Annotated in this window: 27 protein-coding genes and 1 tRNA gene; 16 read left to right on the top strand and 12 right to left on the bottom strand. The window is 42.6% G+C overall.

Annotation, left to right across the window (positions count from 1 at the left end):
- The first annotated feature begins 194 nt into the window (after nt 1–194).
- Both ACINWC323_RS14760 and ACINWC323_RS14765 read left to right on the top strand, forming a co-directional pair.
- Nucleotides 195–270, top strand: a tRNA-Arg gene (locus ACINWC323_RS14760).
- Nucleotides 271–441: 171 nt separating this feature from the next.
- Nucleotides 442–984 (top strand): hypothetical protein, encoded by a 543-nt coding sequence (locus tag ACINWC323_RS14765; RefSeq protein WP_009509561.1) that lies wholly within the window; start codon nt 442–444, stop codon nt 982–984.
- A gap of 23 nt (nt 985–1,007) precedes the next feature.
- On the opposite strand, the gene ACINWC323_RS14770 is transcribed toward ACINWC323_RS14765, so the two are convergent.
- A complete protein-coding gene (locus ACINWC323_RS14770) occupies nt 1,008–1,580 on the bottom strand; it encodes a hypothetical protein (protein WP_009509584.1) in 573 nt (190 codons plus the stop codon).
- Nucleotides 1,581–1,726: 146 nt separating this feature from the next.
- Nucleotides 1,727–2,410: a putative quorum-sensing-regulated virulence factor gene (locus ACINWC323_RS14775; protein ID WP_009509516.1), complete on the bottom strand. Its 684-nt coding sequence runs from the start codon at nt 2,408–2,410 to the stop codon at nt 1,727–1,729.
- 246 nt (nt 2,411–2,656) lie between these two features.
- Here ACINWC323_RS14775 and ACINWC323_RS14780 point away from each other — a divergent pair, with 246 nt between their 5' ends.
- Entirely contained in the window at nt 2,657–3,910 is a 1,254-nt protein-coding gene (locus tag ACINWC323_RS14780) for an alpha/beta hydrolase family protein (RefSeq protein ID WP_009509572.1), read from the top strand.
- A 48-nt stretch (nt 3,911–3,958) separates the two neighbouring features.
- Here ACINWC323_RS14780 and ACINWC323_RS14785 read toward each other — a convergent pair whose 3' ends face one another.
- Nucleotides 3,959–4,786, bottom strand: coding sequence for a DUF695 domain-containing protein (locus ACINWC323_RS14785; protein WP_009509487.1), 828 nt, complete (start codon nt 4,784–4,786; stop codon nt 3,959–3,961).
- Between the two features lie 162 nt (nt 4,787–4,948).
- On the opposite strand from ACINWC323_RS14785, the gene glyA reads away from it, so the two are divergent.
- Nucleotides 4,949–6,202: a serine hydroxymethyltransferase gene (gene glyA, locus ACINWC323_RS14790; RefSeq protein WP_005286522.1), complete on the top strand. Its 1,254-nt coding sequence runs from the start codon at nt 4,949–4,951 to the stop codon at nt 6,200–6,202.
- A gap of 50 nt (nt 6,203–6,252) precedes the next feature.
- Here the strand turns inward: glyA and ACINWC323_RS14795 are convergent, their stop codons facing one another.
- The 4 genes from ACINWC323_RS14795 to yiaA form a co-directional block, all read right to left on the bottom strand.
- Nucleotides 6,253–6,501, bottom strand: coding sequence for a YfhL family 4Fe-4S dicluster ferredoxin (locus ACINWC323_RS14795; RefSeq protein ID WP_009509523.1), 249 nt, complete (start codon nt 6,499–6,501; stop codon nt 6,253–6,255).
- A 1-nt stretch (nt 6,502) separates the two neighbouring features.
- On the bottom strand, nt 6,503–7,870 hold the full coding sequence (gene trhP, locus ACINWC323_RS14800; RefSeq protein WP_032881156.1) for a prephenate-dependent tRNA uridine(34) hydroxylase TrhP: 1,368 nt from the start codon (nt 7,868–7,870) through the stop codon (nt 6,503–6,505).
- A 146-nt stretch (nt 7,871–8,016) separates the two neighbouring features.
- Entirely contained in the window at nt 8,017–8,445 is a 429-nt protein-coding gene (locus ACINWC323_RS14805; RefSeq protein ID WP_009509507.1) for a hypothetical protein, read from the bottom strand.
- A gap of 241 nt (nt 8,446–8,686) precedes the next feature.
- On the bottom strand, nt 8,687–9,154 hold the full coding sequence (yiaA, locus tag ACINWC323_RS14810) for an inner membrane protein YiaA (protein ID WP_009509570.1): 468 nt from the start codon (nt 9,152–9,154) through the stop codon (nt 8,687–8,689).
- Between the two features lie 239 nt (nt 9,155–9,393).
- Here yiaA and prfA point away from each other — a divergent pair, with 239 nt between their 5' ends.
- Entirely contained in the window at nt 9,394–10,482 is a 1,089-nt protein-coding gene (prfA, locus tag ACINWC323_RS14815; protein ID WP_004772635.1) for a peptide chain release factor 1, read from the top strand.
- Nucleotides 10,482–11,300: a peptide chain release factor N(5)-glutamine methyltransferase gene (prmC, locus tag ACINWC323_RS14820; RefSeq protein WP_009509526.1), complete on the top strand. Its 819-nt coding sequence runs from the start codon at nt 10,482–10,484 to the stop codon at nt 11,298–11,300. Before prfA ends, prmC begins: the two co-directional genes overlap by 1 nt.
- Here the strand turns inward: prmC and ACINWC323_RS14825 are convergent.
- Complete coding sequence (locus tag ACINWC323_RS14825) at nt 11,297–11,929, bottom strand: FMN-binding negative transcriptional regulator (protein ID WP_009509532.1); 633 nt, start codon at nt 11,927–11,929, stop codon at nt 11,297–11,299. The genes prmC and ACINWC323_RS14825 overlap by 4 nt on opposite strands.
- 13 nt (nt 11,930–11,942) lie before the next feature.
- Nucleotides 11,943–13,004: an AraC family transcriptional regulator gene (locus tag ACINWC323_RS14830; protein ID WP_009509543.1), complete on the bottom strand. Its 1,062-nt coding sequence runs from the start codon at nt 13,002–13,004 to the stop codon at nt 11,943–11,945.
- A 143-nt stretch (nt 13,005–13,147) separates the two neighbouring features.
- On the opposite strand from ACINWC323_RS14830, the gene ACINWC323_RS14835 reads away from it, so the two are divergent.
- Both ACINWC323_RS14835 and ACINWC323_RS14840 read left to right on the top strand, forming a co-directional pair.
- On the top strand, nt 13,148–13,918 hold the full coding sequence (locus tag ACINWC323_RS14835; RefSeq protein ID WP_009509482.1) for a 3-hydroxyacyl-CoA dehydrogenase: 771 nt from the start codon (nt 13,148–13,150) through the stop codon (nt 13,916–13,918).
- Nucleotides 13,919–14,080: 162 nt separating this feature from the next.
- Nucleotides 14,081–14,647, top strand: coding sequence for a hypothetical protein (locus ACINWC323_RS14840; RefSeq protein WP_032881142.1), 567 nt, complete (start codon nt 14,081–14,083; stop codon nt 14,645–14,647).
- Nucleotides 14,648–14,691: 44 nt separating this feature from the next.
- Here the strand turns inward: ACINWC323_RS14840 and ACINWC323_RS14845 are convergent, their stop codons facing one another.
- Entirely contained in the window at nt 14,692–15,267 is a 576-nt protein-coding gene (locus tag ACINWC323_RS14845; RefSeq protein WP_009509480.1) for a flavin reductase family protein, read from the bottom strand.
- A gap of 429 nt (nt 15,268–15,696) precedes the next feature.
- On the opposite strand from ACINWC323_RS14845, the gene ACINWC323_RS14850 reads away from it, so the two are divergent.
- From ACINWC323_RS14850 to ACINWC323_RS14885, 8 genes are all read left to right on the top strand, one after another.
- The gene (locus ACINWC323_RS14850; protein WP_009509587.1) at nt 15,697–16,713 is read left to right on the top strand and encodes a lipase family alpha/beta hydrolase; all 1,017 of its coding nucleotides are present in this window, start codon (nt 15,697–15,699) and stop codon (nt 16,711–16,713) included.
- 74 nt (nt 16,714–16,787) lie between these two features.
- Complete coding sequence (locus ACINWC323_RS14855) at nt 16,788–17,822, top strand: lipase secretion chaperone (RefSeq protein WP_032881153.1); 1,035 nt, start codon at nt 16,788–16,790, stop codon at nt 17,820–17,822.
- 739 nt (nt 17,823–18,561) lie between these two features.
- Entirely contained in the window at nt 18,562–19,290 is a 729-nt protein-coding gene (locus ACINWC323_RS14860) for a HesA/MoeB/ThiF family protein (RefSeq protein ID WP_502322124.1), read from the top strand.
- A gap of 56 nt (nt 19,291–19,346) precedes the next feature.
- Entirely contained in the window at nt 19,347–20,645 is a 1,299-nt protein-coding gene (locus tag ACINWC323_RS14865; protein WP_009509541.1) for an ABC1 kinase family protein, read from the top strand.
- 26 nt (nt 20,646–20,671) lie between these two features.
- Entirely contained in the window at nt 20,672–21,052 is a 381-nt protein-coding gene (gene folB, locus ACINWC323_RS14870) for a dihydroneopterin aldolase (protein ID WP_009509555.1), read from the top strand.
- Nucleotides 21,009–21,443, top strand: coding sequence for a 2-amino-4-hydroxy-6-hydroxymethyldihydropteridine diphosphokinase (locus ACINWC323_RS14875; protein ID WP_009509547.1), 435 nt, complete (start codon nt 21,009–21,011; stop codon nt 21,441–21,443). The genes folB and ACINWC323_RS14875 overlap by 44 nt, the downstream gene beginning before the upstream one ends.
- A 41-nt stretch (nt 21,444–21,484) precedes the next feature.
- On the top strand, nt 21,485–22,036 hold the full coding sequence (locus ACINWC323_RS14880; protein WP_009509538.1) for a DUF2799 domain-containing protein: 552 nt from the start codon (nt 21,485–21,487) through the stop codon (nt 22,034–22,036).
- 137 nt (nt 22,037–22,173) lie between these two features.
- Nucleotides 22,174–22,626 carry a hypothetical protein gene (locus ACINWC323_RS14885; protein WP_009509549.1) on the top strand — a complete coding sequence of 151 codons (453 nt, stop codon included), beginning with the start codon at nt 22,174–22,176 and terminating at the stop codon, nt 22,624–22,626.
- A gap of 74 nt (nt 22,627–22,700) precedes the next feature.
- Here the strand turns inward: ACINWC323_RS14885 and coq7 are convergent, their stop codons facing one another.
- Together coq7 and ACINWC323_RS14895 are read right to left on the bottom strand one after the other, a co-directional pair.
- Entirely contained in the window at nt 22,701–23,336 is a 636-nt protein-coding gene (gene coq7 / locus ACINWC323_RS14890) for a 2-polyprenyl-3-methyl-6-methoxy-1,4-benzoquinone monooxygenase (RefSeq protein ID WP_009509536.1), read from the bottom strand.
- A gap of 3 nt (nt 23,337–23,339) precedes the next feature.
- Nucleotides 23,340–24,659: an MFS transporter gene (locus tag ACINWC323_RS14895; protein ID WP_005230963.1), complete on the bottom strand. Its 1,320-nt coding sequence runs from the start codon at nt 24,657–24,659 to the stop codon at nt 23,340–23,342.
- Between the last annotated feature and the right edge of the window lie 79 nt (nt 24,660–24,738).

Genomic DNA, 24,738 nt, shown 5'->3' with positions numbered 1-24,738 from the left:
GTGTTAAAAACAGAACGTTGTGTATTCAACCTGATTTAAAAGAGAATAGTCATGTTTTTTATCCAGTTTGGGGCTTAAAACTAATCATGTCGTAATAAAAAACATGAAATTGTTGTTTTAATAAGCAAAAAACATTTTTGTTTAAGCCTACATGTTTACCAATATGTTTTTTTTGCCTATGATGTGGCTCGCATGCGCTCATAGCTCAACTGGATAGAGTACAGGTCTCCGAAGCCTGTGGCGTGGGTTCGAGTCCCGCTGAGCGCACCAAATTTACATTTTAAGACTAAAAAAATTACTCATATATTATATCTATTCAATTAGTTAACTCTCAACAATTGTAGCTACCCAGCATTTTTCTTATGATAATTTTACAGTCCACAGGTAAATTAACCTATTGATAATCGCTACAACCTAAAACATCAGTGTGTTGGATAAAACATGTATAAGAAAATATTAATATTAAGTTTGCTTCTGAGTGCAGGTTGTACGGATTCTTATAAAAAGGTCGCAGATATTGAAAGATCAGATTATCTGGCGATGACTACTTTTGTGAATCGACTTTCTAAACAATTGGTTGATCTTGATTCTCAGGTTCGGGCTGATAAGAATCAGGTGAGATTTAATAATATAGATGCCAACTCAAGTTATTTTTTCTTGCCAGAGCAACATTGGCTGGATATTAAAGTATCAAAACGACCCGATCTCGAAAGTTGGAGTGAGGTTGTTGTCTCTTCAAGATATCCGAATGATTATCAGGCTTCAAAAAATGAGGCATTAAAATATTGTCGGGATTTATTGAAACTTGCGAATCCCAATTTTGCTGATGTATTTAATCAACTATCCAAAGAGTTTGAGGCATCGTCACCAGGGCGAAAATACAATAGCTTGTTAAAAACAGAAGGGCTATATCTGATTGTACTGGATGGAGAACCTTTTGAAAGAGGTGCTCCATTTGTATGTTCAGTCACTCAAAGCTCATAAATGATTCATCAAATCTTTATTGATTATGATAAATGCTGTACAGAATAATTAATCAGTTTCAAGGTTTGGTTCAATTGGCTTGGTGGAATCCGTGATTCCTGCAATGAGGTAATCCATTGCATCTGACAAGCTTTCAGCTGATTTAACGAATCAATCGACTGAATTTTTTGTATTAGCGGGCGAGCCATCAAACCACAATAGCTGCTTAGTGTCTGAATCATAACCTGCTGGATTTCAACAAAAGCAAGTTTTTCCAGTTCAAGTGTTTCTTCAACTATAGGCGCTGGTCGAATTATTTGCTTTTCTTGAACTGGCGCCGATAGAGTAGATAGGGCCTCATCAAAAGCAGCCATGGTTAACGTTGTTTGGCTTTGTTGTTTATTTACAGGTGAGGACTGCTGTTGCGCCAATAGTCCCATATCAATCAGTTGTTGCACCAGTTCGGTGGGTGCGATCCGTTGCTTATACGCCTGATCAAGCTCTTTAAAATCTTCGTGATCAATTAGAAGTAATAAACGACGTTGGCGGGCAGTTAAAGCAATACTGCGTTGTTGTAAGGCATTTTGCCCAAGTTCAGTTTTAAAAAAATGTGACATCTCTTAATTTCCCCCTAATCAAGATAAGACGGAAATTAAGATAGAGTTAAAAAATGACAGTAATATTAACAATTTATTAAATATTACTGCCTTTTAAAATCAAGATCGAAGGCTGTTAAGCTGCTTTGGCTTTGAGTTTATTTGACTCATTTTGCTTCTAAGGCTTTGCGTAAATACGGGTCCAGATCTTCCTGACGCATCAACCATTGAATATAGTCGGCAGGAAGGTCCTGAATGGCAGTCCCTTTATGTTTGCCAAAGGTGATACTTTTAGGAATGCGTGCCTGTTCTGAGGCAACATAGAGTTGTTCAATATCTTGAATATTCAGCTGATGAATAATATGCATCAGGATATTGGCTGTTAAGATAATGTCTGCATCGGCACGATGCGCACCTTTAAGCATTTCACGCGCTTTATCGCTACCTTTAGAAATCAGATAGATGAGGGCAGAGATATTATGCGCTTCAGCATTTTCCCAGACATGGCGTGCAAGGGCTAAAGTACAGATTGGCTTTAATTGAGATACATCGACACCACAACGGGCAATAGCGGCAATATCATAGTCAACGTTATGACCAATAATATAGGTGGTTTGAGTCGGAAGCTGAAACTCATTATAAAAAGGCTGTCCCACCAGATCAGACTCTAAAATATGGTGCACTGCCATGGCTGCATAAGAAATCGGTTGTCCAACCTGATAAAGCTGATCAAAAATCTGCTTTTTATCTAGACTGAGTTTTCCATTTTCTATTTCAATCGGAGCGTAGGCAATTTCAATCGGCAAACCATTCAAGGTATGGGTTTCTGTATCTAGGATAATGGCTTGCATGAAAGTCGACCTGAGCTGAGTGGAGAATGCCAATATCTTACAAGAAATTTATTTGAAACAGGATTGAATCCGTAAAGGTCACTTTATTTTTTTTAAACATAAAATTGAGTTTGGATAAATTAACAGCGAAAATTGAAAAAATACTTGAACAATTTGATATTAAGCGCATTCTTATGGAAGGAATTGCCTTAGTGAAAAAATTACTAAGTATTAAAATGAAAAACAAAATAGTTCAGGGAAAACTGTATGAAAATGAAATTATTATCTATTGCGATGTTGAGTTCGAGCCTATTGTTGACGGCATGTGGTGGCGGTGATGATGGCGATACAACCTATACACCGAAACCCGAAGTTCCTGAGAATAATATTAAAGACCCTGTGGTGGGGATTCCGGCCAACTATGAGTTAGATGGCATGGCCGCTGCCTCAACCGACAGTGTTGTCATGACGTATAAAATGCTAGGGGTGAATGGCGGTGAAGTACAGGCGACCGCTTTGGTATTTACTCCCAAAACACCTGCTCCTGCCAATGGATGGCCGATTGTAGTGTGGGCACATGGAACAACGGGCGTTGCCGATCAATGCGCACCGAGCAAGCAGGGACTGATGGGGAATGAAGTCTTACTGAAAGCACTTTTAGCTGCTGGTTATGTGGTGGTTGCACCTGATTATGAGGGATTAGGTGAGCCGGGCGGCAAAGAGGCCCATCCATTCCTGAATGTTAAAAGTGAAGCTTATTCAATTACCGATGCTGTGGTTGCAGCCCGTAATTATTTAACAGGGTTAGGCAAAAAAACCAATGGACAATGGCTTGCAGTGGGTCATTCTCAAGGGGGACAGGCGGTGCTTGGGGCTGCACAATACCAAAGTCGTGCGAAATTAAGCTATAAAGGTACAATTGCGATTGCACCAGCTTCTAACCTAGGATTAATTCTGGCTGGTGGTGAACAAGCAGCGATTGGGAAACCGGATCAGGTTCAAATTGATCTCTTAGCCCCATTAGATACCTTTACTGCCTTGATTACCGCCGGACTTAAAAACCAGAATCCAGGTTTAAGATTTAGTGATGTATTTAATACACCGACAGACCTGATTGCAGCCAGTGCTGAAACCTCAGCTGAGGATTCTGCCTGTTATAATGTCTTGGAAGACAGATTTAAACAGGCAATGGATATTTATTCGCAACAAAACCAGACGCTCCAAGGTTATCCAAGAACAAAAAACAATTTTATGTCGATCCCTAGCGTCAGTACTTTCTTGACAATGGATTCACAGCCATTGCAGAAAAAAGTCACAACGCCTGTGATCGTTTATCAAGGAGTAGCTGATGCTACAGTGCCGAAACAGGTCACGGATATACTGGTCGCTTCTGCAAGAGCGGTCGGAACCTCAATTCCTGAGGCCAACTATCGCGTGGGTGCCTGGGACCATACTACGGTTTATACAGCGAATCTTGCAAAAATCGTACAGGATGTGAATGTTCTCATGCCAGCCAATTAATCATTAACGACGTAAACAAGCTCAATTGCGATGATTGGGCTTGTTTCATCAGTTTTTAATGATCTGGGTTTCCCAGCCATCATATTCTGCATTACATTGCTGGGCTAATTTCCAGAGTTGTATGGTACATGCATCGATAGACTGTAGGTCTACATGATCAATTCTGGAAATCTGTAACTGATAGGGATGATGTGCTGGCTCCGCAAGGTATGTTTGACTCACTACTTCAAAACCTAAGCCATTAACGGCATTCAAAAAATTTGTACTGTCATTTTCATTCTGAAAATAAATCCAGTGATCTACAGGTCGGGCAAGCTCAAGATTGTCTCCGTGACTTTGAAGGTTCTCAATGACCGCTCTATTGGAAATCGTTTGCATGATTTCTTCACAGGGATACATATAATCCAAATAGGTTGACCAGTTTGAATCGCTCTCTTGACTGAATCGATAGCTATAGTCTGGATACCTTTGCATGATGTGATCAATGCTATGTTCGACATCTATTCCATCCTGAGCATAGAAATAAAATGTTCTCAAGTGATTATGGGTTAAACGTCCTACATAAAGTATCGGATGGTGATTTGTAAGTGCGGGAATGATTTGATCTTCCATCTCGGCCAGATGATCGAACTCTTCACTGGAAGATAACCCGTCTTCTCTGGAGTGGTTCATTTGTATTTCCACCCATACTAAGGTTGATTTTTCTGATAGCGGTGCCACATCTGCTAAAGCGAGATTTAAGAAATAACTGGCAGGCTGCTCATCTATTTGGCACATATAAAAATTCCAATTTTCAGGAACTTCTAATATCTGGTTCTCAGCGGAGTTGTTTGGTGTACGATTTTTCTTCGAAAGAAATTTGTCAATAAATCCCATTTGCATATCCTTTTTTATTTGATTGATAGAATACCAAGCAAGATCAGTAAAATTCAGCAAGAATTTAATCAATATCAATCTGTGAAAAGGCAAACTTCGTGCTACAATACGCACCAATCTTTAGCACGGCTTAAAAGCCCTAATTTATAGGACCCTCCGCTAATGTTTGCCAATATTTCTATTGCTGAATTTGATCCAGAATTAGCTCAAGCGATTGCTTCTGAAGGCGTACGCCAAGAAGCGCATATTGAGTTAATTGCATCTGAAAACTATTGTTCACCAGCTGTGATGGAAGCACAGGGATCAAAACTTACTAACAAATATGCAGAAGGCTATCCTGGCAAACGCTACTACGGCGGTTGTGAATATGTTGACGTGATCGAGCAACTTGCAATTGATCGCGCAAAAGAATTATTCGGCGCTGATTACGCAAACGTTCAACCACACGCTGGTTCTCAAGCGAACTCGGCTGTTTACCTTGCGCTTCTTAACCCAGGCGATACCGTATTGGGTATGAGCTTGGCGCACGGTGGTCACTTGACTCACGGTGCTAAAGTAAGCTTCTCTGGTAAGACATATAATGCAATCCAGTATGGTTTAAACCCAGAAACGGGTGAAATCGATTATGAAGAAGTTGAACGTCTAGCATTAGAACATAAGCCACGTATGATCGTTGCTGGTTTCTCTGCATATAGCCAAGTTGTAGACTGGCAGCGTTTCCGTGACATCGCTGACAAAGTAGGTGCGTATCTGTTTGTTGATATGGCTCACGTTGCAGGTCTTGTTGCTGCTGGCGTATATCCAAACCCGGTACAAATCGCAGACGTAACTACTACAACGACGCATAAAACCCTTCGTGGTCCACGTTCTGGTTTGATCCTTGCTAAAGCAAACGAAGAAATCGAGAAAAAACTTCAATCGGCTGTATTCCCGGGTAACCAGGGTGGTCCTTTGATGCATGCGATTGCTGCAAAAGCAATCTGCTTCAAAGAAGCAATGTCTGCTGAATTCAAAACTTACCAGCAACAAGTTGTGAAGAATGCTCAAGCAATGGCTGAAGTATTAATCGCACGTGGTTATGATGTTGTGTCTGGTGGTACAGAAAATCATTTATTCTTATTGTCTTTGATCAAACAAGACGTAACGGGTAAAGATGCGGATGCATGGTTAGGTGCTGCACATATTACGGTAAACAAAAACGCGGTTCCAAATGACCCACGTTCTCCATTTGTGACTTCTGGTATCCGTATTGGTACACCAGCAGTGACCACACGTGGTTTTGGTGAAGCTGAAGTGCGTGAACTTGCTGGCTGGATCGCTGACGTGATCGATAGCAAAGGTGATGAGAAAGTTATCGCTGATGTAAAAGCAAAAGTTGAAGCAGTTTGTGCAAAATTCCCGGTATATGCAAACTAATTTGTATAGCTGAAAAAAGCGCCGTCAGGCGCTTTTTTTATCGCTGTGTTTTATGCCATTTGTAGGTGATTAAACTTTTGCAAAAGTTCAGTTTGCGTTTCAGGGTAGTGCGGATCGGGTTTGATACAGTCGATCGGACACACCGCCACACAAGTGGCTACTTCATAAAAACCGACACACTCGGTACAGCGGAGCGGGTCGATTTCATAGACTTTTGCACCTTCATTAATCGCTTGATTGGGGCATTCAGGCAAACACATATCACAATTGATACATGCATTGGTAATGATGAGTGCCATATCAATCTGCCGAATAGGCAAGTGCTGCAGATTGCAACTCGATTGTGGCATCAGGTAAATGACGGATCAGCAGCGCATAAGCAATATCAATCTCTGGAGAGAGGGGAATTTCGACAATATGGCCTGAGCCTTTGGCATTCTCAATGACATTGCCTTTAAGATCGCGCATCTGTTCTAATTTGAAGTTGATATTGCCTTTGGGTGTCATTAACTCAAGTGAATCACCAATCACAAAGCGGTTTTTGACTTCAATCCGAATATAGTCGCCGTTACGCCCGATCACTTCACCACAGAACTGTTGGTAGTCAAAGTGAGATGAGCCATCTGCATAGTTTTGATAATCCTGATGCACATGACGACGTAAGAAGCCCTCGGTATAGCCTCGATTAGCCAAGCCTTCCAGTTGGCTCATTAAGCTTGCATCAAATGCCTTGCCTGCAAGTGCATCATCAATGGCCTTACGGTAAATCTGCGCGGTACGGGCACAATAAAAATAGGATTTGGTACGACCTTCAATTTTGAGTGAAGCTACTCCAATTTTAGTAAGTCGATCCACGTGCTGTACTGCACGTAAATCCTTTGAATTCATGAAATAAGTGCCATGCTCATCTTCTTCAGCCGCAAACATATCTTCATCATTACGCTGTACCAGAACGGTTTGTGCTGAAATCGCCGCATCAGGGCGCTGAGCGCAGCAAGTGTTTTTTGTATCAAGTTGCTGAACAGGTATCACATCACCATTGGCATCTTCCTGTGCCTCATGGATTTTATACTCCCAGCGACAGGCATTGGTGCAGGCACCTTGATTAGCATCGCGTTTATTCATATAGCCGGATAACAGACAACGTCCGGAATAGGCCATGCAGAGGGCACCATGCACAAAAACCTCCAGTTCGATCTCTGGTACCTGTGTCTGGATTTCCTCAATTTCTTCAATTGACAGTTCACGAGACAAAATAATGCGGCTGAGACCGTAATCTTTCCAGAATTTTACTGTGGCCCAGTTAATGGCATTGGCTTGTACCGAAAGATGAATCTGCATTTTAGGGAAATGTTCGCGTACCATCATGATCAAGCCTGGATCAGACATAATCAATGCATCCGGTTGCATGGCAATAATCGGTGCAAGGTCACGGATAAAATTTTTAAGCTTGCTGTTATGCGGCTGGATATTCACCACCACATAAAATTTTTTGCCTAAGGCGTGCGCTTCATCAATCCCGATTTTTAGATTGTCATGGTCAAATTCATTATTCCGTACACGTAAGCTATAGCGAGGCTGGCCAGCATAGACCGCATCTGCGCCATAGGCAAAGGCATAGCGCATATTTTTAAGCGAACCGGCAGGAGAGAGTAATTCGGTATTCATCATGCAAAAAAAAGGCATATAAAAAATAGGGAATTATTCTAAAAAGTTCAGGAACAGGATTCAACCTAGCATTTTGCTCAGGATTTTATTGTCGTGTAGAGAAAGCTCAGCCCATAAAAAAGCACCCGAAGGTGCTTTCTAAGAAATTAGTGATGACGATGCTTTCTCTTTTTCTTGTATTTTTTAGATTGGTGATTGTCATAGTAACGGTCTTGACCTACTTTACGGCCTAAGGCTGAACCACCTGCGGCACCCGCAGCAGCACCGATATAACCGCCTGTTGTGCCGCCAAGGTTACGTCCTACGGTATAACCACCCACGCCACCTAGACCACCACCAATCGCAGCTTCAGTACGTGTACGTTTGCTACTTGCAGCAGCTGCACCACCAGCACCACCAAGCGCAGAGCCAATCATTGCGCCGTTATTGCCACCAATTTGTTTACCGAGTGCCGTACCCACGACACTGCCGAGTGCAGATGTTGCTGCCACACGAGTTCCGTTATCGGCATGAGCGACAGTAACAAGTGATGAAGTTGCAAAGATTGCACTACATAACCAAGCGTTTAATTTCATTTTTGACTCCGTGTCCGCCAAAAAATCGGACCTCTTTGTAATGGCTGCAAATGTAACAAAGTTTGAGAATGAAAGTGTGGAGAAGCATGCCAGAAGTATTACTCTTTGGTGTCCAGATTGTAATCTTTTGTTTTAGATTGTCTTTTTTTAAACTGTATAAGTTTTCAAAAACAGTGGCTTAGATGAATAATGTTGCAAGCAAGGCTTAAATATTTTTTAAGCCTTTATTGAACAATACCCATTAATCCTGTGGCTGATCTTTTACAGAATCCTCATTCAGCTTAAGTTGACGAGGATGAGGTTCTGTTTGCAGGCGTAAATAATTAAGATCACGAATATTCTTTTGAGTGGCGACCACACCGAATAAACTGAGCAGGAAAGACATAATATAAAAGCCTTTTTCGCTCATGCTCAGTTCAGCATTCCATAAGCTAATCAGTAATAGCACAATACACACTGCCATGGAGGCCCAGCACAGTCCATAGTAAATGACCGTTACCGGAATCTCTTCGAGCTGGTCACGGACGGTTTTCTGAAGGGAGGCTGCCGAGAAAAGTCCATAAAGTAAAATCACCAGATAATAACCTTTTTCATGCAAGGGCATGTTGGCATTCCACAACCCAATCATAAAGCCGACAGCACCGGCGAGTAAGGCTACCCAGCTTGCTGCAATAAAGGCCGATGTGGGTCGGTTAATAAAATTATTCATGGTTTATCCTGTTGTTTTATCATTCTATTTGTCCTGTATTATTTATAGCCAAGCACTGAGCAGAGAACAAGTCGTAAAAACTAAAACTGAACAATTTGTGATGAAATGATGGGGGAATGGTAAGTTCCACTATTTCACTATGTCTTTTAAGTGGCAGAGTCTGTAAACTATGCGCAATTTTTTGATTTTACTCATGCTTCATCTGCACTGAGTCTTTAGATTTTTGAGATATTCCACCCATGAAAGCATCACTCCGTTTAAGACTCGATCAACTTTGTGATCGTCATGAAGAGCTGACTGCATTACTCGCTGATGTAGAAGTGATTTCGGACAATAAACGTTTCCGTAAATTGTCTCGTGAACATAATGATTTAACTGAAATCACCGAAGTTTGGAGTAAGTATCGTCAAGCGGAAGAAGATATCGAAACTGCTGAAATGATGAAGTCAGATCCTGATTTCAAGGATATGGCAGAAGAAGAAATTAAAGAAAATAAGGCACTGCTGGTTGAGCTTGAAGATCAGCTGAATGTGTTGATGATTCCAAAAGATCCAAACGATGCCAATGCAGCCTATCTTGAAGTACGTGCTGGAACGGGGGGTGATGAAGCTGCGATCTTCTCGGGTGATTTGTTCCGTATGTATAGTAAATACGCTGAAACCCAAGGCTGGCGTATAGAAGTGCTTTCTGAAAATGAAGGTGAGCACGGCGGTTATAAAGAAATCATTTGCCGGATTGATGGTGAAGGTGTGTATGGTCGCCTGAAATTTGAAAGCGGCGCGCATCGTGTGCAACGTGTCCCAGCAACGGAATCACAGGGCCGTGTCCATACCTCGGCATGTACGGTTGCGATTCTTCCAGAAGTGGATGTCGATACCACCGTGGAAATCAATCCTGCCGATTTACGTATTGATACTTACCGTGCATCAGGTGCGGGTGGTCAGCACATTAACAAAACCGATTCTGCGGTACGTATTACCCATATCCCATCAGGTGTGGTGGTGGAATGTCAGGAAGAGCGTTCACAGCATAAGAACAAAGCCAAAGCGATGGCGTTGTTAGTGTCGCGTCTGGAAAATGCCAAACGTGCAGCGGCCGATGCAGCAACCTCAGAAATGCGTCGTGATCTGGTCGGTTCAGGTGACCGTTCAGAGCGTATCCGGACTTATAACTATCCGCAAGGTCGTATGACCGACCACCGTATTAACCTGACTTTATATAAGTTAGATGCGATTATGGAAGGTGATTTAACCGAATTACTGGATAGCTTGCATCGTGAATATCAGGCCGATCAGCTGGCAATGCTTGCACAGGAAAATGGCGGCTAATGAATATTGCTCAAGCGTTAGAGATTAAAGGTGAAATTGATAGCTATGAGCGCCAAGAGGCGGCATGGCTACTTGAGCATCTTTTGGGGATTAACGCCTTAGAACTGAAACTTCGGCTTGAGCAAGAATTGACGGACATGCAGGAGCAGGCTTTTCTGGAAGGACTGGCCCGCATCGAGCAGGGTGAACCACTGGCTTATGTCACCGGTTCACAGCCATTCTGGACCTTAGACCTGAAAGTGACGCATGATACTTTGGTACCGCGTCCAGATACTGAAATTCTTGTAGAAACGGTATTAAAGCTGCCGCTGGATCAACAGGCTAATATTGTTGATTTAGGTACGGGGACGGGTGCAATTGCGTTGGCACTGGCGAGTGAACGCCCACAGTGGCAGGTCATGGCGACTGATATTTATGCGCCAACTTTAGCGGTTGCGCAGGAAAATGCGCTTCGGCATGGTCTCATGCAGGTGAAATTTGCCTGTGGTGCCTGGTTTGAAGCACTGGATCAGCAGCAGTTTGATTTAATTGTCTCAAATCCACCGTATATTGATCCAGAAGATGTGCATATGCAAAAGCTCAAGTCTGAACCTGAGCTTGCGCTCATTGCAGATCACCATGGCATGGCGGATATTGAAACCATTATCCAGCAAGGCCAGGACTGGCTCAAACCAGAGGGCTGGATTGTACTGGAACATGGTTATGACCAAGGTGAGGCTGTTCGTCAAATCTTTGAGCAGCAGGGTTTTGAGCAAATCCAGACCATCAAGGACTATGGCGGCAATGATCGGGTCAGTTTAGCCCAAAAGTCTGCTTAATCTTCTATATAGTGCTGTACGGCTTTTGCCAGAGTGGGATTGCCGTATTTTTCCAGCCCATCCACTACGCCTAAGGCATCGACTTTTTCCCGGTTCTGGCTGAGTTTAAATTTGCCCGTGATCCCGGTGATCTGAATTTCAATACCCACAATTCCTTGTAGTTGCTGAGTAATGTATTCGGCAGGTGCATCGGACATTTTCCATGGAACAGGCTGATTGGCTTCATGTGTCCGTGTCAGCTTCGCCAAAATACCACGTAATACTTTTTCATCTGATAAGAACTGAATTTTGCCTTTGACATGTACCACTTGATAGTTCCATGTCGGTACATGCTGATGGTGCTGTTGTTTGCTGGGATACCAGTTCGGTGAAATATAACCCTGTTCACCGTGAAAGATAATCAGGACTTCTGTGCCGTTTGGGATTTGCATGTGTAATGGATTATTTCTGGCAATGTGCGCAAGCAGTGTCGCCGTTTGATTTTGTTCATCCGGTATCAGCTTAAAAGGCAAATGATTGGCATCCAGACCTTCGCTACTGTGGCTGATAAGCGTTGCAAACGGATAATCCTGGATCAGTTGATAAAGTTTTTGAGGGTCTTTTTCTTCAAATATTTCAGGAAGGTACATAGTTTAATTCCTTTTACTCATCGACGCGGTTACGTCTGTTTTTCTGCAAGGGTGAGCTTTTCCGATAACTGCCCGGACTGACACCACTCCATTTTTTAAAGGCACGATGAAAAGCGCTGGGATCATGGAAGTTCAGATCATCGCTAATAGTTTGAATCGAATCATCGGTTTTGCTCAGTCGTTCAATCGCGATATCACAGCGAATGTCATTTTTCAGTTGCTGGTAGCTGACGCCTTCCTGTTTTAAACGACGCTGGATGGTCGCAGTCGACATATTCAACTGTTGGGCAATATCTTTCAGTTCTGCCCATTCTGAAGGTGCTTGCAGCAGTAATTGCCGGCGTATTTGCAGGCTTAACGAATTTTCATTCTTGAAACGCACGATCAGGTTGTAAGGCGTATGTCTCAGGAAATCATTGAGCGCCTGTTTGTCTTTTTTGATTTTATGTTTCAGATAATGTGCATCAAATTCTATGCTGTTTTGTGCAGCATGAAACTGGATATTTTCACAGAAACGTACACGATAATCCTGTAGCTCAACAGGAGCATGGCACCTAAAGCTCATTTTATGAAAAAGGATACGTTGATCGCTCAGCCAGCACATCAAGCTGTGGACCAGCATCAGAAAGGTTGAATAGGTAAACATCCGCTTCGGTTGTTCACGATCATGCAGGACCAGATAGGCCTTATTGCCTTTTTGAACCAGTTCGCCGCGAATATCATCTAGAATCAGGGCTAAAAACTTGAGAATTTCTTTAATGGCCTGTTCCAGATTTTCTGTATTAAAGGCAAGTTTTGCCAGTAATTGATAGCTGCCACGGCGCATGGGGTGCGTATCCATGCCGAGAAACTCATCATTCATGCTTTCTGCCAGCTCCACCCATAATTGGGCACACTGGGTAACGGGAACGCGTGCTTTGCCTGAGCTTAACAGTTCAGCTGAAATGCCTGCCCGATTGGCAATACTGACAATATTTAAGCCGCGACTGGCAGCAACGCTTAATGCTTCCCGAATTAAAGCATTTGAAATTGTATCCTTGGCCGCATTAAGATCGGGAGTGTGGTTTTTGGTCATAGGCACATGATATACAGGAGAATAAATAGATCGACTGCTCAAAAGTCGCATTCAATTTGCTACTTTTTGAAATTGTATCGGAAAAAAGTTGCCTTTAGGCTTGGTTATAAAAATTTATATCTTTAATTTGATAGGAAACGTAAATGAAAATTCAGGGAAAACATTTTGTTATTACAGGCGGTGGCTCTGGTCTAGGTGCGGCAACAGCTGAATATTTAGTTGAAAAAGGTGCATCAGTCACCTTGGTTGACATGAATGTTGAAGCGGGAGAACAACAGGCACAGGCATTGGGAGCTCAGGCAGAATTTGTAAAACTGGATGTGACCGATGAAGCTGCTGCGGAACAGTTTTTTAAAGATGTACTTGCCAAATATGGCAGTGTTTATGGTCTGATCAATTGCGCCGGCATTGGCCCCTCTGCAAAAGTTGTGGGTAAAGAGGGCGTGCATGATCTGGCGATGTTCTCGAAAACCTTACAGATTAATGTCACAGGGACATTTAATATGCTGCGCTTTGCAGCGGATGCCATGAGCAAAAATAGCGTTGCGGAAGGCGATGAAGATCGCGGGGTGATCGTCAATACAGCTTCGGTGGCTGCTTTTGACGGACAAATTGGGCAGGCAGCATATTCTGCTTCGAAAGGTGCTGTTGTCGCGATGACCTTGCCGATTGCACGTGAACTGGCCCGCCATGCGATACGGGTCATGACTATTGCACCGGGCATCATGGAAACCCCGATGTTAAAAGGTTTACCCCAGAACGTACAGGATGCGTTGGGCCAAATGGTGCCGTATCCTTCACGTTTGGGACGTCCAGAAGAATTTGCACGCTTGGTGGCCCATATCGCCGAGAATTCATATCTGAATGGTGAGGTGATTCGTCTGGACGGTGCGATTCGTATGGCACCAAAATAAGCCTTGCTAACAGGATTCAATTACGCCATAGAACAGTTGTGGACTTCACCTTCACAACTGTTTTTTCTTTTTTTGCTCAAATTTTATATTGTCTGTGAACAGCTTTGCTTCTAAGGTAATAGACCGTGGCTTGATAAAAATAAATATACTAATAGGATTGATATGACATATAGACTGATTCTCTCCGCATGCTTGGGCCTGTGTCTGAGCGGTTGTGTTGGCAATATGAATCCAACGGGTGGAAATTCAACACCGAATTATCCCTATTACAAAACCCGTGAAGCCCGTGTGGTGAAAAAAATTCTGGTCCCTGCAGGTACTACACTGGTCTATGACACTCAGTTTTTGAAGGAAGGTGAACAAGATAAGATCATGCCGGAAGATAAACTTACTGATATTCATTTTCCGGAAGATCAACCCATGCGCTGGGGCGGGGTGCCTGTCAGCATGATTTCGAAATTTTTTAATTCAGAGATGCACGGTTTTTCTATTTATGCCGACTTTCAACAACTGGATGCCAGTCAGCGCAGTCGATTTGCCCAATTGTGGCAGAGTTGCGATGATGATCTCGGGATTACTGTCAAAGACACCAGCGACTGGTCTTTTAACAAGGCCAATATTGCGGATGTAGAAAGTTGTAGCGTCAATTATCAACGTTATTTTAAGCATAACCAGAAACAGCAGCAGTTCCTGGATACCTTGTATCGTGAAATGATGAAAGCTGAATAAACAACACAGGCAATGCTGAAAATCATTGCCTGAGCTTTTGCCGATTATTTGGCTTTGACTTCATCACCAATCAAATAAAAGGTTCCGCCTGCAATATAGTGCAGACTACGTAATTCTTTTGCAGCGTCCTGAAAATACCAGTGCCCATCACGAAACACGCGAGAATCTGCCCAGGCTGCAACCACAGCGCCAATAAATAAATCGTGTGCTTGCTGGTTATGTGGCTCTGGAATCACTTTGCAAATCAACCATGCCAGACTACCTGTGACCAGCGGTACAGGAAAGGCGTCCTGATAAAACAGTTCGGTTTTGCAATCTGCCAGTTTGGTGGGCTGGTCAAATTTACTAATCGTACCGAGTTGGTGCACCATATCAATTTGTGCGTAACAGGGCACTTGTAGCGCAAAGTAACCGCTTTGTTCAACCAGTTGACGGGTCTTGGTGCTTTTATCAAGCACAACCGTGACCTTGGCTGGGCTAAATTCCAGTGCACATGCCCATGCTGCTGCCATGACATCCGTATCCTGCTCATGTTGAGCCGATACCAGTACGGTTGGCCCGTGATTGAGTAGACGATAGGCTTTGGAAAGTTCAACGGCGGTAATATGTTGGGCACTCATACGCGATCCAGAAAGGAGATAACACGGATTATTGTTGCATAATCTCTGAGAGAATAAGATTCATTTTTACGGTATTTATAACGTTAAACGCAACAAAAATGGAAGCGTGATTCAGATTTTCCGGTCTAGAACATTCAGAAAGACAATTCATTACCATACCTATCGCGGCTTATATTCTTATGCGGTAGTACAGATGAGCACAGCCCTTATTGCAGCTTTGCGCATGTACATTCATCGGAATTTTATCAATCAGTCGTAATTTTGGCCTGAACTATTATGATTTTGGCGCAGTTTGCTTTAGTCTAAAAATTAAACAATATACAAGGAGGGGAAATTTTACATTGTTTTTGTATGGTAGGAATGATTCCACATACAAAAGTATAGGACTAACACTTTGTAATAAAAATGAAAAATGCTCGGAGCAAAAACGTGAAAAAGAAATATTTAAATGCTATGGCGTTAATGGCAGGCATGTTTGTGAGTAGTGGTACCGTGGTTCATGCAGGTTTGTTTGATTTTCTATCACCCAAGGCCTCATGGCAAAACTGTAATGTGAACGGTTGCTCAGTCGGCGGTAGTGCGAACGTCACTTCCAGTTATGCAAAAACCAAGTATCCGATTTTACTGGCTCATGGTATGGCCGGCTTCTCCGCAGTTGGCCCATTGCAATACTGGAACGGGATTACTGAAGATCTGGTTGGAAACGGGGCCAGTGTATTTGTGGCACAGCAAGCTTCTTTTAACTCATCGGAAGTACGTGGTGAACAGCTACTGTTACAGGCAAAACAGGTACTGGCAATTACCGGTGCTGAAAAAATCAATTTAATTGGCCATAGTCATGGCTCACAGTCGGTTCGTTATGTGGCAAGCTTATTGCCGAATAAGATTGCTTCAGTAACAGCAGTAGGAGGTCCAACCAAAGGTTCAGATGTCGCTGATGTGGTCGATTCAGTAGTGAAATCACCTGTTGGTCCAGCACTTGCACCTGTTATTGCAGCAGGCGTAAATGCGTTCTTCTCTTTGGTCGGCATTGGCTCAGGTCATTATTATGATCAGGATGCGCTTGCAGGGTTAAACTCACTGACCACCAAGGGTTCTGCAGACTTTAACCAGCGTTTCCCGGCAGGTGTACCCACCACAGCCTGTGGATCAGGTGCCGAACTGGTCAATGGTGTTCGTTATTATTCGTGGAGTGGTACCAGCCCGTTTACCAATGCGGCTGATCCGATGGACTATGCGTTAACGGCAACTTCTTTACTCATTTCAGGTGAAAATGATGGCTTGGTACCGCGTTGTTCGAGCCATTTAGGCACGGTCATTCGTGATAACTATGCATTTAACCATTTGGATGAGGTGAATCAGGTATTAGGTTTGGTCGGTTTCTTGCAAAATCCGGTTACGCCGTTCCGTGCGCAAGCCAACCGTTTAAAAAATCAGGGGCTATAATCAATGCGCTAAAGGGGCATCTGTGCTCCTTTAGCCAGGATGATTTTAAAAAAGGATCAATAGAGCAAGGGATGATGAACGGTAAATTTTTAAATAATAAAACCATCAGTTTGTGTGTCATTATCGGTTTATTGCTGATATTGGCTTTGATTTACTGGATATTTAAACCAGATACTCAAGCGGTTCCACATCCTTTAGGGCAGCAGGCTCAACAACAGTCCGCACAAAGCAATATTGCAGGCGGTGTTACACAAGATCATCAAAAGGGAAAATTACCAGTTCTGGCGGCTTCATTACAAGGCACCCAAATTGATTGTCCGATTCAGGTGGATGCCAACGGTAAACTGATACTGACGGTTGGTATCCGTAGCTGTTTTGATTATTTCTTTTCTAGTCTGGGTGAAAAAACAGAAACTGAACTGATCGCTGATATTCGTCAATATCTGAGCGCGACGTTACCAGAGACGGCTTCAGGTTATGCCATTTATTTGTTGGATCAATATGTGGCGTACAGCCATACCCTCAAAAATTTAAAACCCAATGGTAATTTTAAAACGGGTGATATTGAGGGCTTTCAGAAAGTTCTTGATCAGATGTATAAAGTCCAGCAACAGTTTTTTAATGCGGCTGAGATCAATGCCTTGTTTGGCAATGAACGTAAACTGAACCAGTTTAATATTGAGCAGATGCGTATTCATGCCAATAAGACCTTAACCGCACAGCAAAAAGCAGCTGAACTGGCAAAATTGATTAATCAACTTCCTGCCACCATGGCGGATGGTGTTCGGGTTTCCATGCAATTTGCTGAATTACAGCAATTGACGCAGGAAATCCGTGACAAAGGTGGCTCTGCGCAAGAGCTACGCAATATGCGTGAAAGTTTATTGGGGCCAGAGGCTGCGGACCGTCTGGAAAAGGTTGATCAGGAAGAGGCTGGCTGGCAAACACAGGTCAATGGATATCTGGCTGAGCGTGACCAGATTTTAAAAAGTAATGCGAGTGATGCCAGTAAACAGCAGTCGATTAACCAGTTAAGAACTCAGTCTTTTGCCACCAAAGAAGAGTTATTGAGAGCGCAATCTTATGAAATGATGCATGATCGGAAGTAGGATTTTAGAAAAGAGTGGATGGCAGATGGGTTTATGGCTAATGTATTTTTAAATATGGTTGTCAAACAATAAGCAATGATGGCCTTAATCGTTCAAAAGGATTAAGGTTATTTTTATATGGGTAAACATAATCTACCTATACGGTAGTCAACATTGCGCTCTACAATATCTCTAATCTCAAAGACTTTTAAACTATCTATCTATGCGATAGTCAACTTGGCGGTTGGGCTTTTATTAATTGCTGTGGCCTTCTAAACTATCTATACGATAGTCAACAAATTAAAAAGTTCAACCATGTCAACCTCAAACTTCTAAACTATTTATGCGATAGTCAACAAAGAATTGTGTGAGCAATTAAGTAAGAACCTCTTCTAAACTATCTATGCGATAATCAACATCTAGTAATGCATTACCGAGATTATTACTAACTTCTAAACTATCTATGCGATAATCAACTATAAAATATAATAGATAAATTAAGTTAAAACATAAACTTATAATTAAAAAAGATTAATACCTAAAGATTGCAATCTATATTGTAAGTTTTTGATTTTATTAAGCTATTAAAGATGGGTCGAATTGTTGGGGTAAAAATAAAGCTTGGTCAAAAGAAAATGTCTTTAGATATATTACTTTCCTCCATCCTTCCATCGACTTAGAATCAGCATTCCCTTGAACAAAGAAGTAAAGCCACGTGTCAGACCATTTAGAAAACGAATTTGAGCTAAGCAATGAGGAAATGCATCTCTATAGCCGTCAGATTTTATTGGATGGTTGGGATATCGAGGCACAAGAACGGCTGAAACTTGCCAATGTACTGATCATCGGCGCAGGGGGGATCGGCTGTACCAGTGCCGAACTGCTGGCACGTGCAGGGGTAGGTAAAATTACAATTATCGATGCGGATACCATTGAGATCAGTAATCTACAACGACAAATTGCATTTACCTCAAATGATTTAGGCCGATATAAAGCTGAAATCTTGGCAAACCATCTCCAAGCCATTAATCCACATATACAGGTCAATTATCAAAATATACGTTTCGATGCAACAAATGCGGATGAACTCGTACAGCATCAGGATGTAGTGTTAGATGGTTGTGATAATTTTACCACCCGTTATCTGGTCAATGCAGTATGTAAAAAATATCAGGTTCCGTTAATTAGTGCTTCAGCCATTGGCTTTGAAGGGCAAATGTTTATGGTGGAGGCAGATTCGGCCTGTTATGAATGCTTATTTCCAAAGGAAGAGCATGCCAATGAAGGGCTACGCTGTGCTGAGTCTGGTGTATTGGCAACTACACCTGTAATGATCGCGTCATTACAAGCACATCACACTTTACTATTTTTAGGATTAGGTTTAACCCCACTGAAGCAAAAACTGTTGCTCTGGAATGGCCTAAACCTGTCGCAACGCATTCTTAAATTTGAAAAAGATGTAAATTGTCCAGTTTGTCAGGCAACTTGATCGGTAAAATGAGCAAAATTTGCTAAACTAATGTCATCTGTGAGGCAAGAAAGATTATGAAAAGAAATATTTTATTCGATGGATTACGCTCTGTTGCACGTATCGGTGAAACAGTGGTGGTTGCAGCACAAGCAGGTGTGAAATATGCAACTGAGAAACCAAGCAATGCCAAACTCATGCGTGAAACCTTTGAGTCGCTTGGTTCGACTTATATCAAGCTGGGTCAGTTTATTGCCAGTACGCCGTCTTTATTCCCGCGAGAATATGTGCAGGAGTTTCAGGGCTGTCTAGATCAAACCCCGACTTTACCGTTTAGCTATATTCAAAAGGTTTTGGCAGAAGAGTTCGAAGGTCGTAACCTCAATGAAATTTTCAGTTTCATTGATGAAAAACCATTGGCGTCTGCCTCAATTGCACAGGTGCATCCGGCCAGACTGGTCACCGGTGAAGACGTGGTTTTAAAAGTACAGAAACCGGGTGTGGAAACGATTCTGTATACCGATCTGAATGTCGTGCACTGGACAACCAAATTGCTGGAAAAAGCAGTACCAAAAATCAAGTTTGCATCGCTTTCTGAAATTGTAGATGAGATCAAGACACGGATGGTACGTGAAGTTGATTTTATTGAAGAAGCGCAAAATCTGGATGACTTTATCCAGTACCTGAACATTTCAGGCAATCAGGCTGCGACTGCACCAAGAGTGTATCATCAGTTTTCGACCCGTCGTGTACTGACCATGCAGCGTTTATATGGTGTGCCATTAACCGACTTCGATGTGGTTAAGCAGTATGCTAAAGATCCTACCCAAGTCCTGATTACAGCCATGAATACCTGGTTTGGTAGCTTGATGTTGTGCAAGAGTTTCCATGCAGACTTACATGCCGGGAACCTGATGCTGCTGGAAGATGGCCGTATTGGCTTTATCGATTTCGGTATTGTCGGTCAGTTAAAGCCGGAAGTCTGGACGGCATGTATGGCCTTTATGGATGCGTTACAGCATACCAACTATGTGGCAATGGCTGAGAATATGCTCAAGATGGGGATGACCCATCAGAAAATTGATACTCAGATATTGGCGGATGATCTTGAACGTTTGTTTAGTGGGGTATTGCTGGCAGATCCGCAAGAAATTCTAAGTTCGAATCCGGCAGATCTGAATGACATCATGATGGATATGGTGGCTGTGGGTGAACGTCATGGCATCAAATTCCCGCGTGACTTCGCGTTATTATTCAAGCAAATGTTATATTTTGATCGTTTCATGCGTGTTCTCGCACCTTATACCGATATTTATGCTGACCAGCGTTTGAAAATGGTTCACAATATTGAACCTGCTTCGTTTTTAAAGCATTAATTTATTTATCGGTTCAATAGGTCATTATGGATGCCATTATCATTGAAGGGTTAAAGGTTGATACGGTCATTGGCTGTTTCAACTGGGAACGCCAGATTATTCAACCTTTAATGCTAGATCTCACCATTCATAATGATCTATCCCAAGCTGCGCACTCGGATGAGCTGGAAGATACGCTCAACTATGCTCAAATTTGCGAGCTTGCAGCTCAAGTCATTCAAGAGGCGCAACCAAAACTGATTGAGCATGCCGCTCAACTGGTGCTTGAGTGTCTGTTTAGCACTTTTCCTTCGATCGAATCGATCAGTATCACCATTCGCAAACCCGCCATTATTGCTCAAGCTAATGCAGTAGGAATTCGCCTTGAACGCAACAGAAACAATTTTTGCGCTCGCACTGGCGAGTAATCTTCAGCAGCAACAAAATTTCACATTTGCTTATGAGCAGATTGCCCAGCTCGGTAGAGTGGTGTTTTCTCCGATTTATGAAATTCCTTGTCGGGATGGAATCGGGGCAGATTACTGGAACTCGGCATGTCTGTTAAGCAGTCGACTCGGCGTTGATGAAGTCATCGAATTGCTTAAAAAACTAGAACAGCAATCGGGACGGATTCGTCCATCACACCAGATCACGCTAGATATTGATGTAATTGCCTGGGGAAAGGATTTAGACACTATGCAGTTTAATCCTAAGAAGTTACCCCTGGCGCTGGATGTGAAAATTCCTTTATTTGATTTATGGCTACATGCTGATTTAAGCTATGATCAAAAGATGAACTATCCTGTCATTACAATGTAATTTGTTTGAATGTTATCTCATAATAATTAGGACCATTCTTCATGAAAAGTATTTTAATTTTATCGGCTTTGACGGTATTACTTTCTGGTTGTGCAGCCATGAGTGTTGAGCAATGTAAAACGGCCAATTGGTTGAGTGTGGGTGAAAAAGACGGTTCGGCCGGGCATGAATCGCGTCTAGATAAGTATTATTCTTCTTGTCAGAAAGCCAATATTGTTCCCAATCAAAGCCTGTATGAAAAAGGCTATCAACAAGGTCTGGGCTATTACTGCCAGCCTGAGAATATCTTTAGTGAAGCCTTAGATGGACGGGGTGATTACAGGGTCTGTCCGGCAGAAAAGCGCCAGACTTTACGACCTTATTATCAGGCTGCCAATGAATATTATCTGGCTGACGCGGAATTCAGTCGCTCACAGAGTGAGATAAACCGTTACTTAAAGGAACTGGAACGTACTGATCTATCCTCTAAAGTCCGGGATGATTATAAGAAGCGTTTATATGATCTACGTATCAATAGCAGCAGTGTCCAGTCGCGTTATCATAATGCAGTCCGCAATATGGAACGCTTTAAGGCTGAACATGGCCTGAATTAAGTTGCAGGCATCTTGCTCTCATACGCCTGGAATTTTAGTCACAGGCGTTTTGCTTTGTGAATTAAACATTTAAATTACAGACCCATGCCCAGATCAATGTTTAAATATTCAATTGAATCAACCGCAAGGGATGCAGCATGCACTTCAAATTTATTACGGTTGGAGTGATGGCCTATGTAGTCATGAACTCTGCTTATGCCATTGATGCCAAATATAGAGAACAACTCGAACGTTCAGGCTGTACGCAAATCAGTGAAGCGCAAGGCTGTGACATCAATAAGACCGCAGAAGAAAATATCAAGGCTGGCTTTAGCATACCCGATGCAGTTGCAACACCGGAACCTGCGGTCAATCAACCGCAATGGATTGCTGAAAGGTCAGATGGCTCGACCTTGGCAACCATCCGAATTGATCCGCAGCAACGTGTCTGGGTGAATGATACCCGGGTGGCAGCCACTCAGAAAAATGGCCAGTTTGAGTTTAGACAAGGCAAGATTAACTATACGATTTTTACTGATCTGGAAAAGCAGCCACAAAGTTTCTGGTCGGACCGTTATTCAACAGATAAAGGAAAAATTGTGTTTCGCTGATCTTTGAAGAAGCGTTTTTATGAAGATTTTAAAATAAAAAAGGGAATTACAAATACATAATTCCCTTGAATGATTTATAGATAATAACTGGTTTTTGTCATTAATTTTGAAATCGCGGTCATGGTAATCCGTACAGGCACCGGTAAATCCACACCACCTGCATTTAATGCGGTATCACGATGATGCAACTCATCTTCATTCATCTGCTCAAGGATTTTGCGGGAGCGGTCATCATGCGCTGGCAATTGCTGGATATGTTCCTGTAAGTGCTGGCTGACCTGACGTTCAGTCTCTGCAACAAAACCTAAACTGTATTTATCACCTGCAATCCCTGCAATTGCACCCATGCCATAAGACAAGCCATACCAGATCGGGTTCAAGACACTGGTATGGCTATCCAGTTCTTTTAAACGATCTTCACACCAGGCCAGATGATCCTGTTCTTCAATCGCCGCCTGCTGCATTTCTTCACGCACATGGGGCAATTTTGCAGTCAATGCCTGCCCGTGATAAAGCGCCTGGGCGCACACTTCGCCGCTATGGTTAACGCGCATCAAACCTGCAACATGACGTGCATCGCTGACACACAGCTGTGAAGGTTCATCGCTGGCTGGATTGGCGCGTTGGGCACTGGTCGCGCCGGGTACCAGACTACGTAAAGCCTGATCAAAAGAATTAATAACTTTATCGAGACCTGTGTATTGACGCATATATTAATCCTCTAGAGTATTGGGCGCATTTTGCAGTAACGGTTTGAGTCGTTTTAATAACCAGAACGAAAAAATTGCGCTTAAAACAGCAGTAATAGTGAATAAGATTTTAATATCAATTTTTAAAATGCTTAAGATTAAAATTGAAAAAATTGCCGAAGAGACCATAAATACAGCATTCAGGATATTGTTTGCTGCCACCACACGCGCCCGATGAGAACGTGGTGAATAGGCCTGCATCATGGCATAAAGCGGTACGATATAAAAACCGCCGCTGATGCCCAATAAGGTCACAGCAAGCATCACATGATAATAGACTGCACCTTGTGTAAACATATCTTTCAACGTCAGCAGATCACCTGTACGTTCGGGTACAAATGCCAGACTGGCAGCGAGATAAAGGGCAAAAACCGTCAGGCCAATTGCACCATAGGGCACCATCTTGATATTGATCTCCGTACCGCCAATACGTCGACATAACAGAGAGCCGACACCAATTCCGACCGAGAAGAAGGTTAACAGCAGACTGACCACATTTTCTGAAGCATGTAAATTTTGCTGTGTCAGTTGCGGAATCTGAGTCAGGTAGGTTGCACCATAAAACCAGTACCAAGAATTACCTAACAGAATCACAAACACAACCGGGATGCTTTTGGCATAGCCAATGGTCTGGAAACTGGTGCGGAAAAAGTTCCAGTCAATTTTTAAATCAGGTGCAGCAACTTTTTGCGGCAGGATAAAACGGCTACATAAATAGCCTAAGCAAGCAATAGTCACCACAGTGACGCTGATCCAGAGCAGGTTGCCTTCAGAAGAAGCAATTACCGCGCCGCCGAGAATCATGCCCAGTAAAATCGCGATCGATGTACCTGACTGGAATAAGGCATTACCAGACATTAGCTCTTGTGGCTTTAAAATCTCAGGTAAAATGGCATATTTGATCGGCCCGAAACAGGTGGAATGCGTTCCCATCAAAAACAGCGCAAATAACAATAACCACAGATTGCCCAGCAAGAAACCTGCAGTACCAATCAGCATAATGACGATTTCTAATATTTTAATGAAGCGAATCAGTTGGGAACGTTCATATTTATCTGCAATTTGCCCGGCTGTAGCCGAAAAGAAAAAGTAAGGCAGAATAAACAGTAACGCTGCTAAATTATTTAAAGTACTGACTGGCGCACTTTGTTGTTGTATCCAGCCATAAGTGATGACCAATAAGAGCGCTTGTTTATAAACATTATCATTCAGTGCTCCAAAAAATTGCGTGAAAAACATCGGTGCAAACCGACGTGATGTCATTAAGCGCTCATCTTGTTTCATCGTGTGTTCACTTCATTGTGTTTTATAAAAAAATGTGACGAACTGTAAAAATGTGATGAAATGCATGTATGATATCCCT

The organism is Acinetobacter sp. WC-323, from assembly GCF_000314615.1.
Lineage (GTDB): Bacteria > Pseudomonadota > Gammaproteobacteria > Pseudomonadales > Moraxellaceae > Acinetobacter > Acinetobacter courvalinii.
Note: the sequence above shows the minus strand (reverse complement) of the source record. Positions and strands in the feature narration are given on the sequence as shown.

Bases quoted from the DNA above. Each gene is read 5' to 3' on its own strand.
- ACINWC323_RS14765 (WP_009509561.1), top strand. From the start codon at position 442: ATGTATAAGAAAATATTAATATTAAGTTTGCTTCTGAGTGCAGGTTGT.
- ACINWC323_RS14770 (WP_009509584.1), bottom strand. From the start codon at position 1,580: ATGTCACATTTTTTTAAAACTGAACTTGGGCAAAATGCCTTACAACAA.
- ACINWC323_RS14775 (WP_009509516.1), bottom strand. From the start codon at position 2,410: ATGCAAGCCATTATCCTAGATACAGAAACCCATACCTTGAATGGTTTG.
- ACINWC323_RS14780 (WP_009509572.1), top strand. From the start codon at position 2,657: ATGAAAATGAAATTATTATCTATTGCGATGTTGAGTTCGAGCCTATTG.
- ACINWC323_RS14785 (WP_009509487.1), bottom strand. From the start codon at position 4,786: ATGGGATTTATTGACAAATTTCTTTCGAAGAAAAATCGTACACCAAAC.
- glyA (WP_005286522.1), top strand. From the start codon at position 4,949: ATGTTTGCCAATATTTCTATTGCTGAATTTGATCCAGAATTAGCTCAA.
- ACINWC323_RS14795 (WP_009509523.1), bottom strand. From the start codon at position 6,501: ATGGCACTCATCATTACCAATGCATGTATCAATTGTGATATGTGTTTG.
- trhP (WP_032881156.1), bottom strand. From the start codon at position 7,870: ATGAATACCGAATTACTCTCTCCTGCCGGTTCGCTTAAAAATATGCGC.
- ACINWC323_RS14805 (WP_009509507.1), bottom strand. From the start codon at position 8,445: ATGAAATTAAACGCTTGGTTATGTAGTGCAATCTTTGCAACTTCATCA.
- yiaA (WP_009509570.1), bottom strand. From the start codon at position 9,154: ATGAATAATTTTATTAACCGACCCACATCGGCCTTTATTGCAGCAAGC.
- prfA (WP_004772635.1), top strand. From the start codon at position 9,394: ATGAAAGCATCACTCCGTTTAAGACTCGATCAACTTTGTGATCGTCAT.
- prmC (WP_009509526.1), top strand. From the start codon at position 10,482: ATGAATATTGCTCAAGCGTTAGAGATTAAAGGTGAAATTGATAGCTAT.
- ACINWC323_RS14825 (WP_009509532.1), bottom strand. From the start codon at position 11,929: ATGTACCTTCCTGAAATATTTGAAGAAAAAGACCCTCAAAAACTTTAT.
- ACINWC323_RS14830 (WP_009509543.1), bottom strand. From the start codon at position 13,004: ATGACCAAAAACCACACTCCCGATCTTAATGCGGCCAAGGATACAATT.
- ACINWC323_RS14835 (WP_009509482.1), top strand. From the start codon at position 13,148: ATGAAAATTCAGGGAAAACATTTTGTTATTACAGGCGGTGGCTCTGGT.
- ACINWC323_RS14840 (WP_032881142.1), top strand. From the start codon at position 14,081: ATGACATATAGACTGATTCTCTCCGCATGCTTGGGCCTGTGTCTGAGC.
- ACINWC323_RS14845 (WP_009509480.1), bottom strand. From the start codon at position 15,267: ATGAGTGCCCAACATATTACCGCCGTTGAACTTTCCAAAGCCTATCGT.
- ACINWC323_RS14855 (WP_032881153.1), top strand. From the start codon at position 16,788: ATGAACGGTAAATTTTTAAATAATAAAACCATCAGTTTGTGTGTCATT.
- ACINWC323_RS14860 (WP_502322124.1), top strand. From the start codon at position 18,562: ATGCATCTCTATAGCCGTCAGATTTTATTGGATGGTTGGGATATCGAG.
- ACINWC323_RS14865 (WP_009509541.1), top strand. From the start codon at position 19,347: ATGAAAAGAAATATTTTATTCGATGGATTACGCTCTGTTGCACGTATC.
- folB (WP_009509555.1), top strand. From the start codon at position 20,672: ATGGATGCCATTATCATTGAAGGGTTAAAGGTTGATACGGTCATTGGC.
- ACINWC323_RS14880 (WP_009509538.1), top strand. From the start codon at position 21,485: ATGAAAAGTATTTTAATTTTATCGGCTTTGACGGTATTACTTTCTGGT.
- ACINWC323_RS14885 (WP_009509549.1), top strand. From the start codon at position 22,174: ATGCACTTCAAATTTATTACGGTTGGAGTGATGGCCTATGTAGTCATG.
- coq7 (WP_009509536.1), bottom strand. From the start codon at position 23,336: ATGCGTCAATACACAGGTCTCGATAAAGTTATTAATTCTTTTGATCAG.
- ACINWC323_RS14895 (WP_005230963.1), bottom strand. From the start codon at position 24,659: ATGAAACAAGATGAGCGCTTAATGACATCACGTCGGTTTGCACCGATG.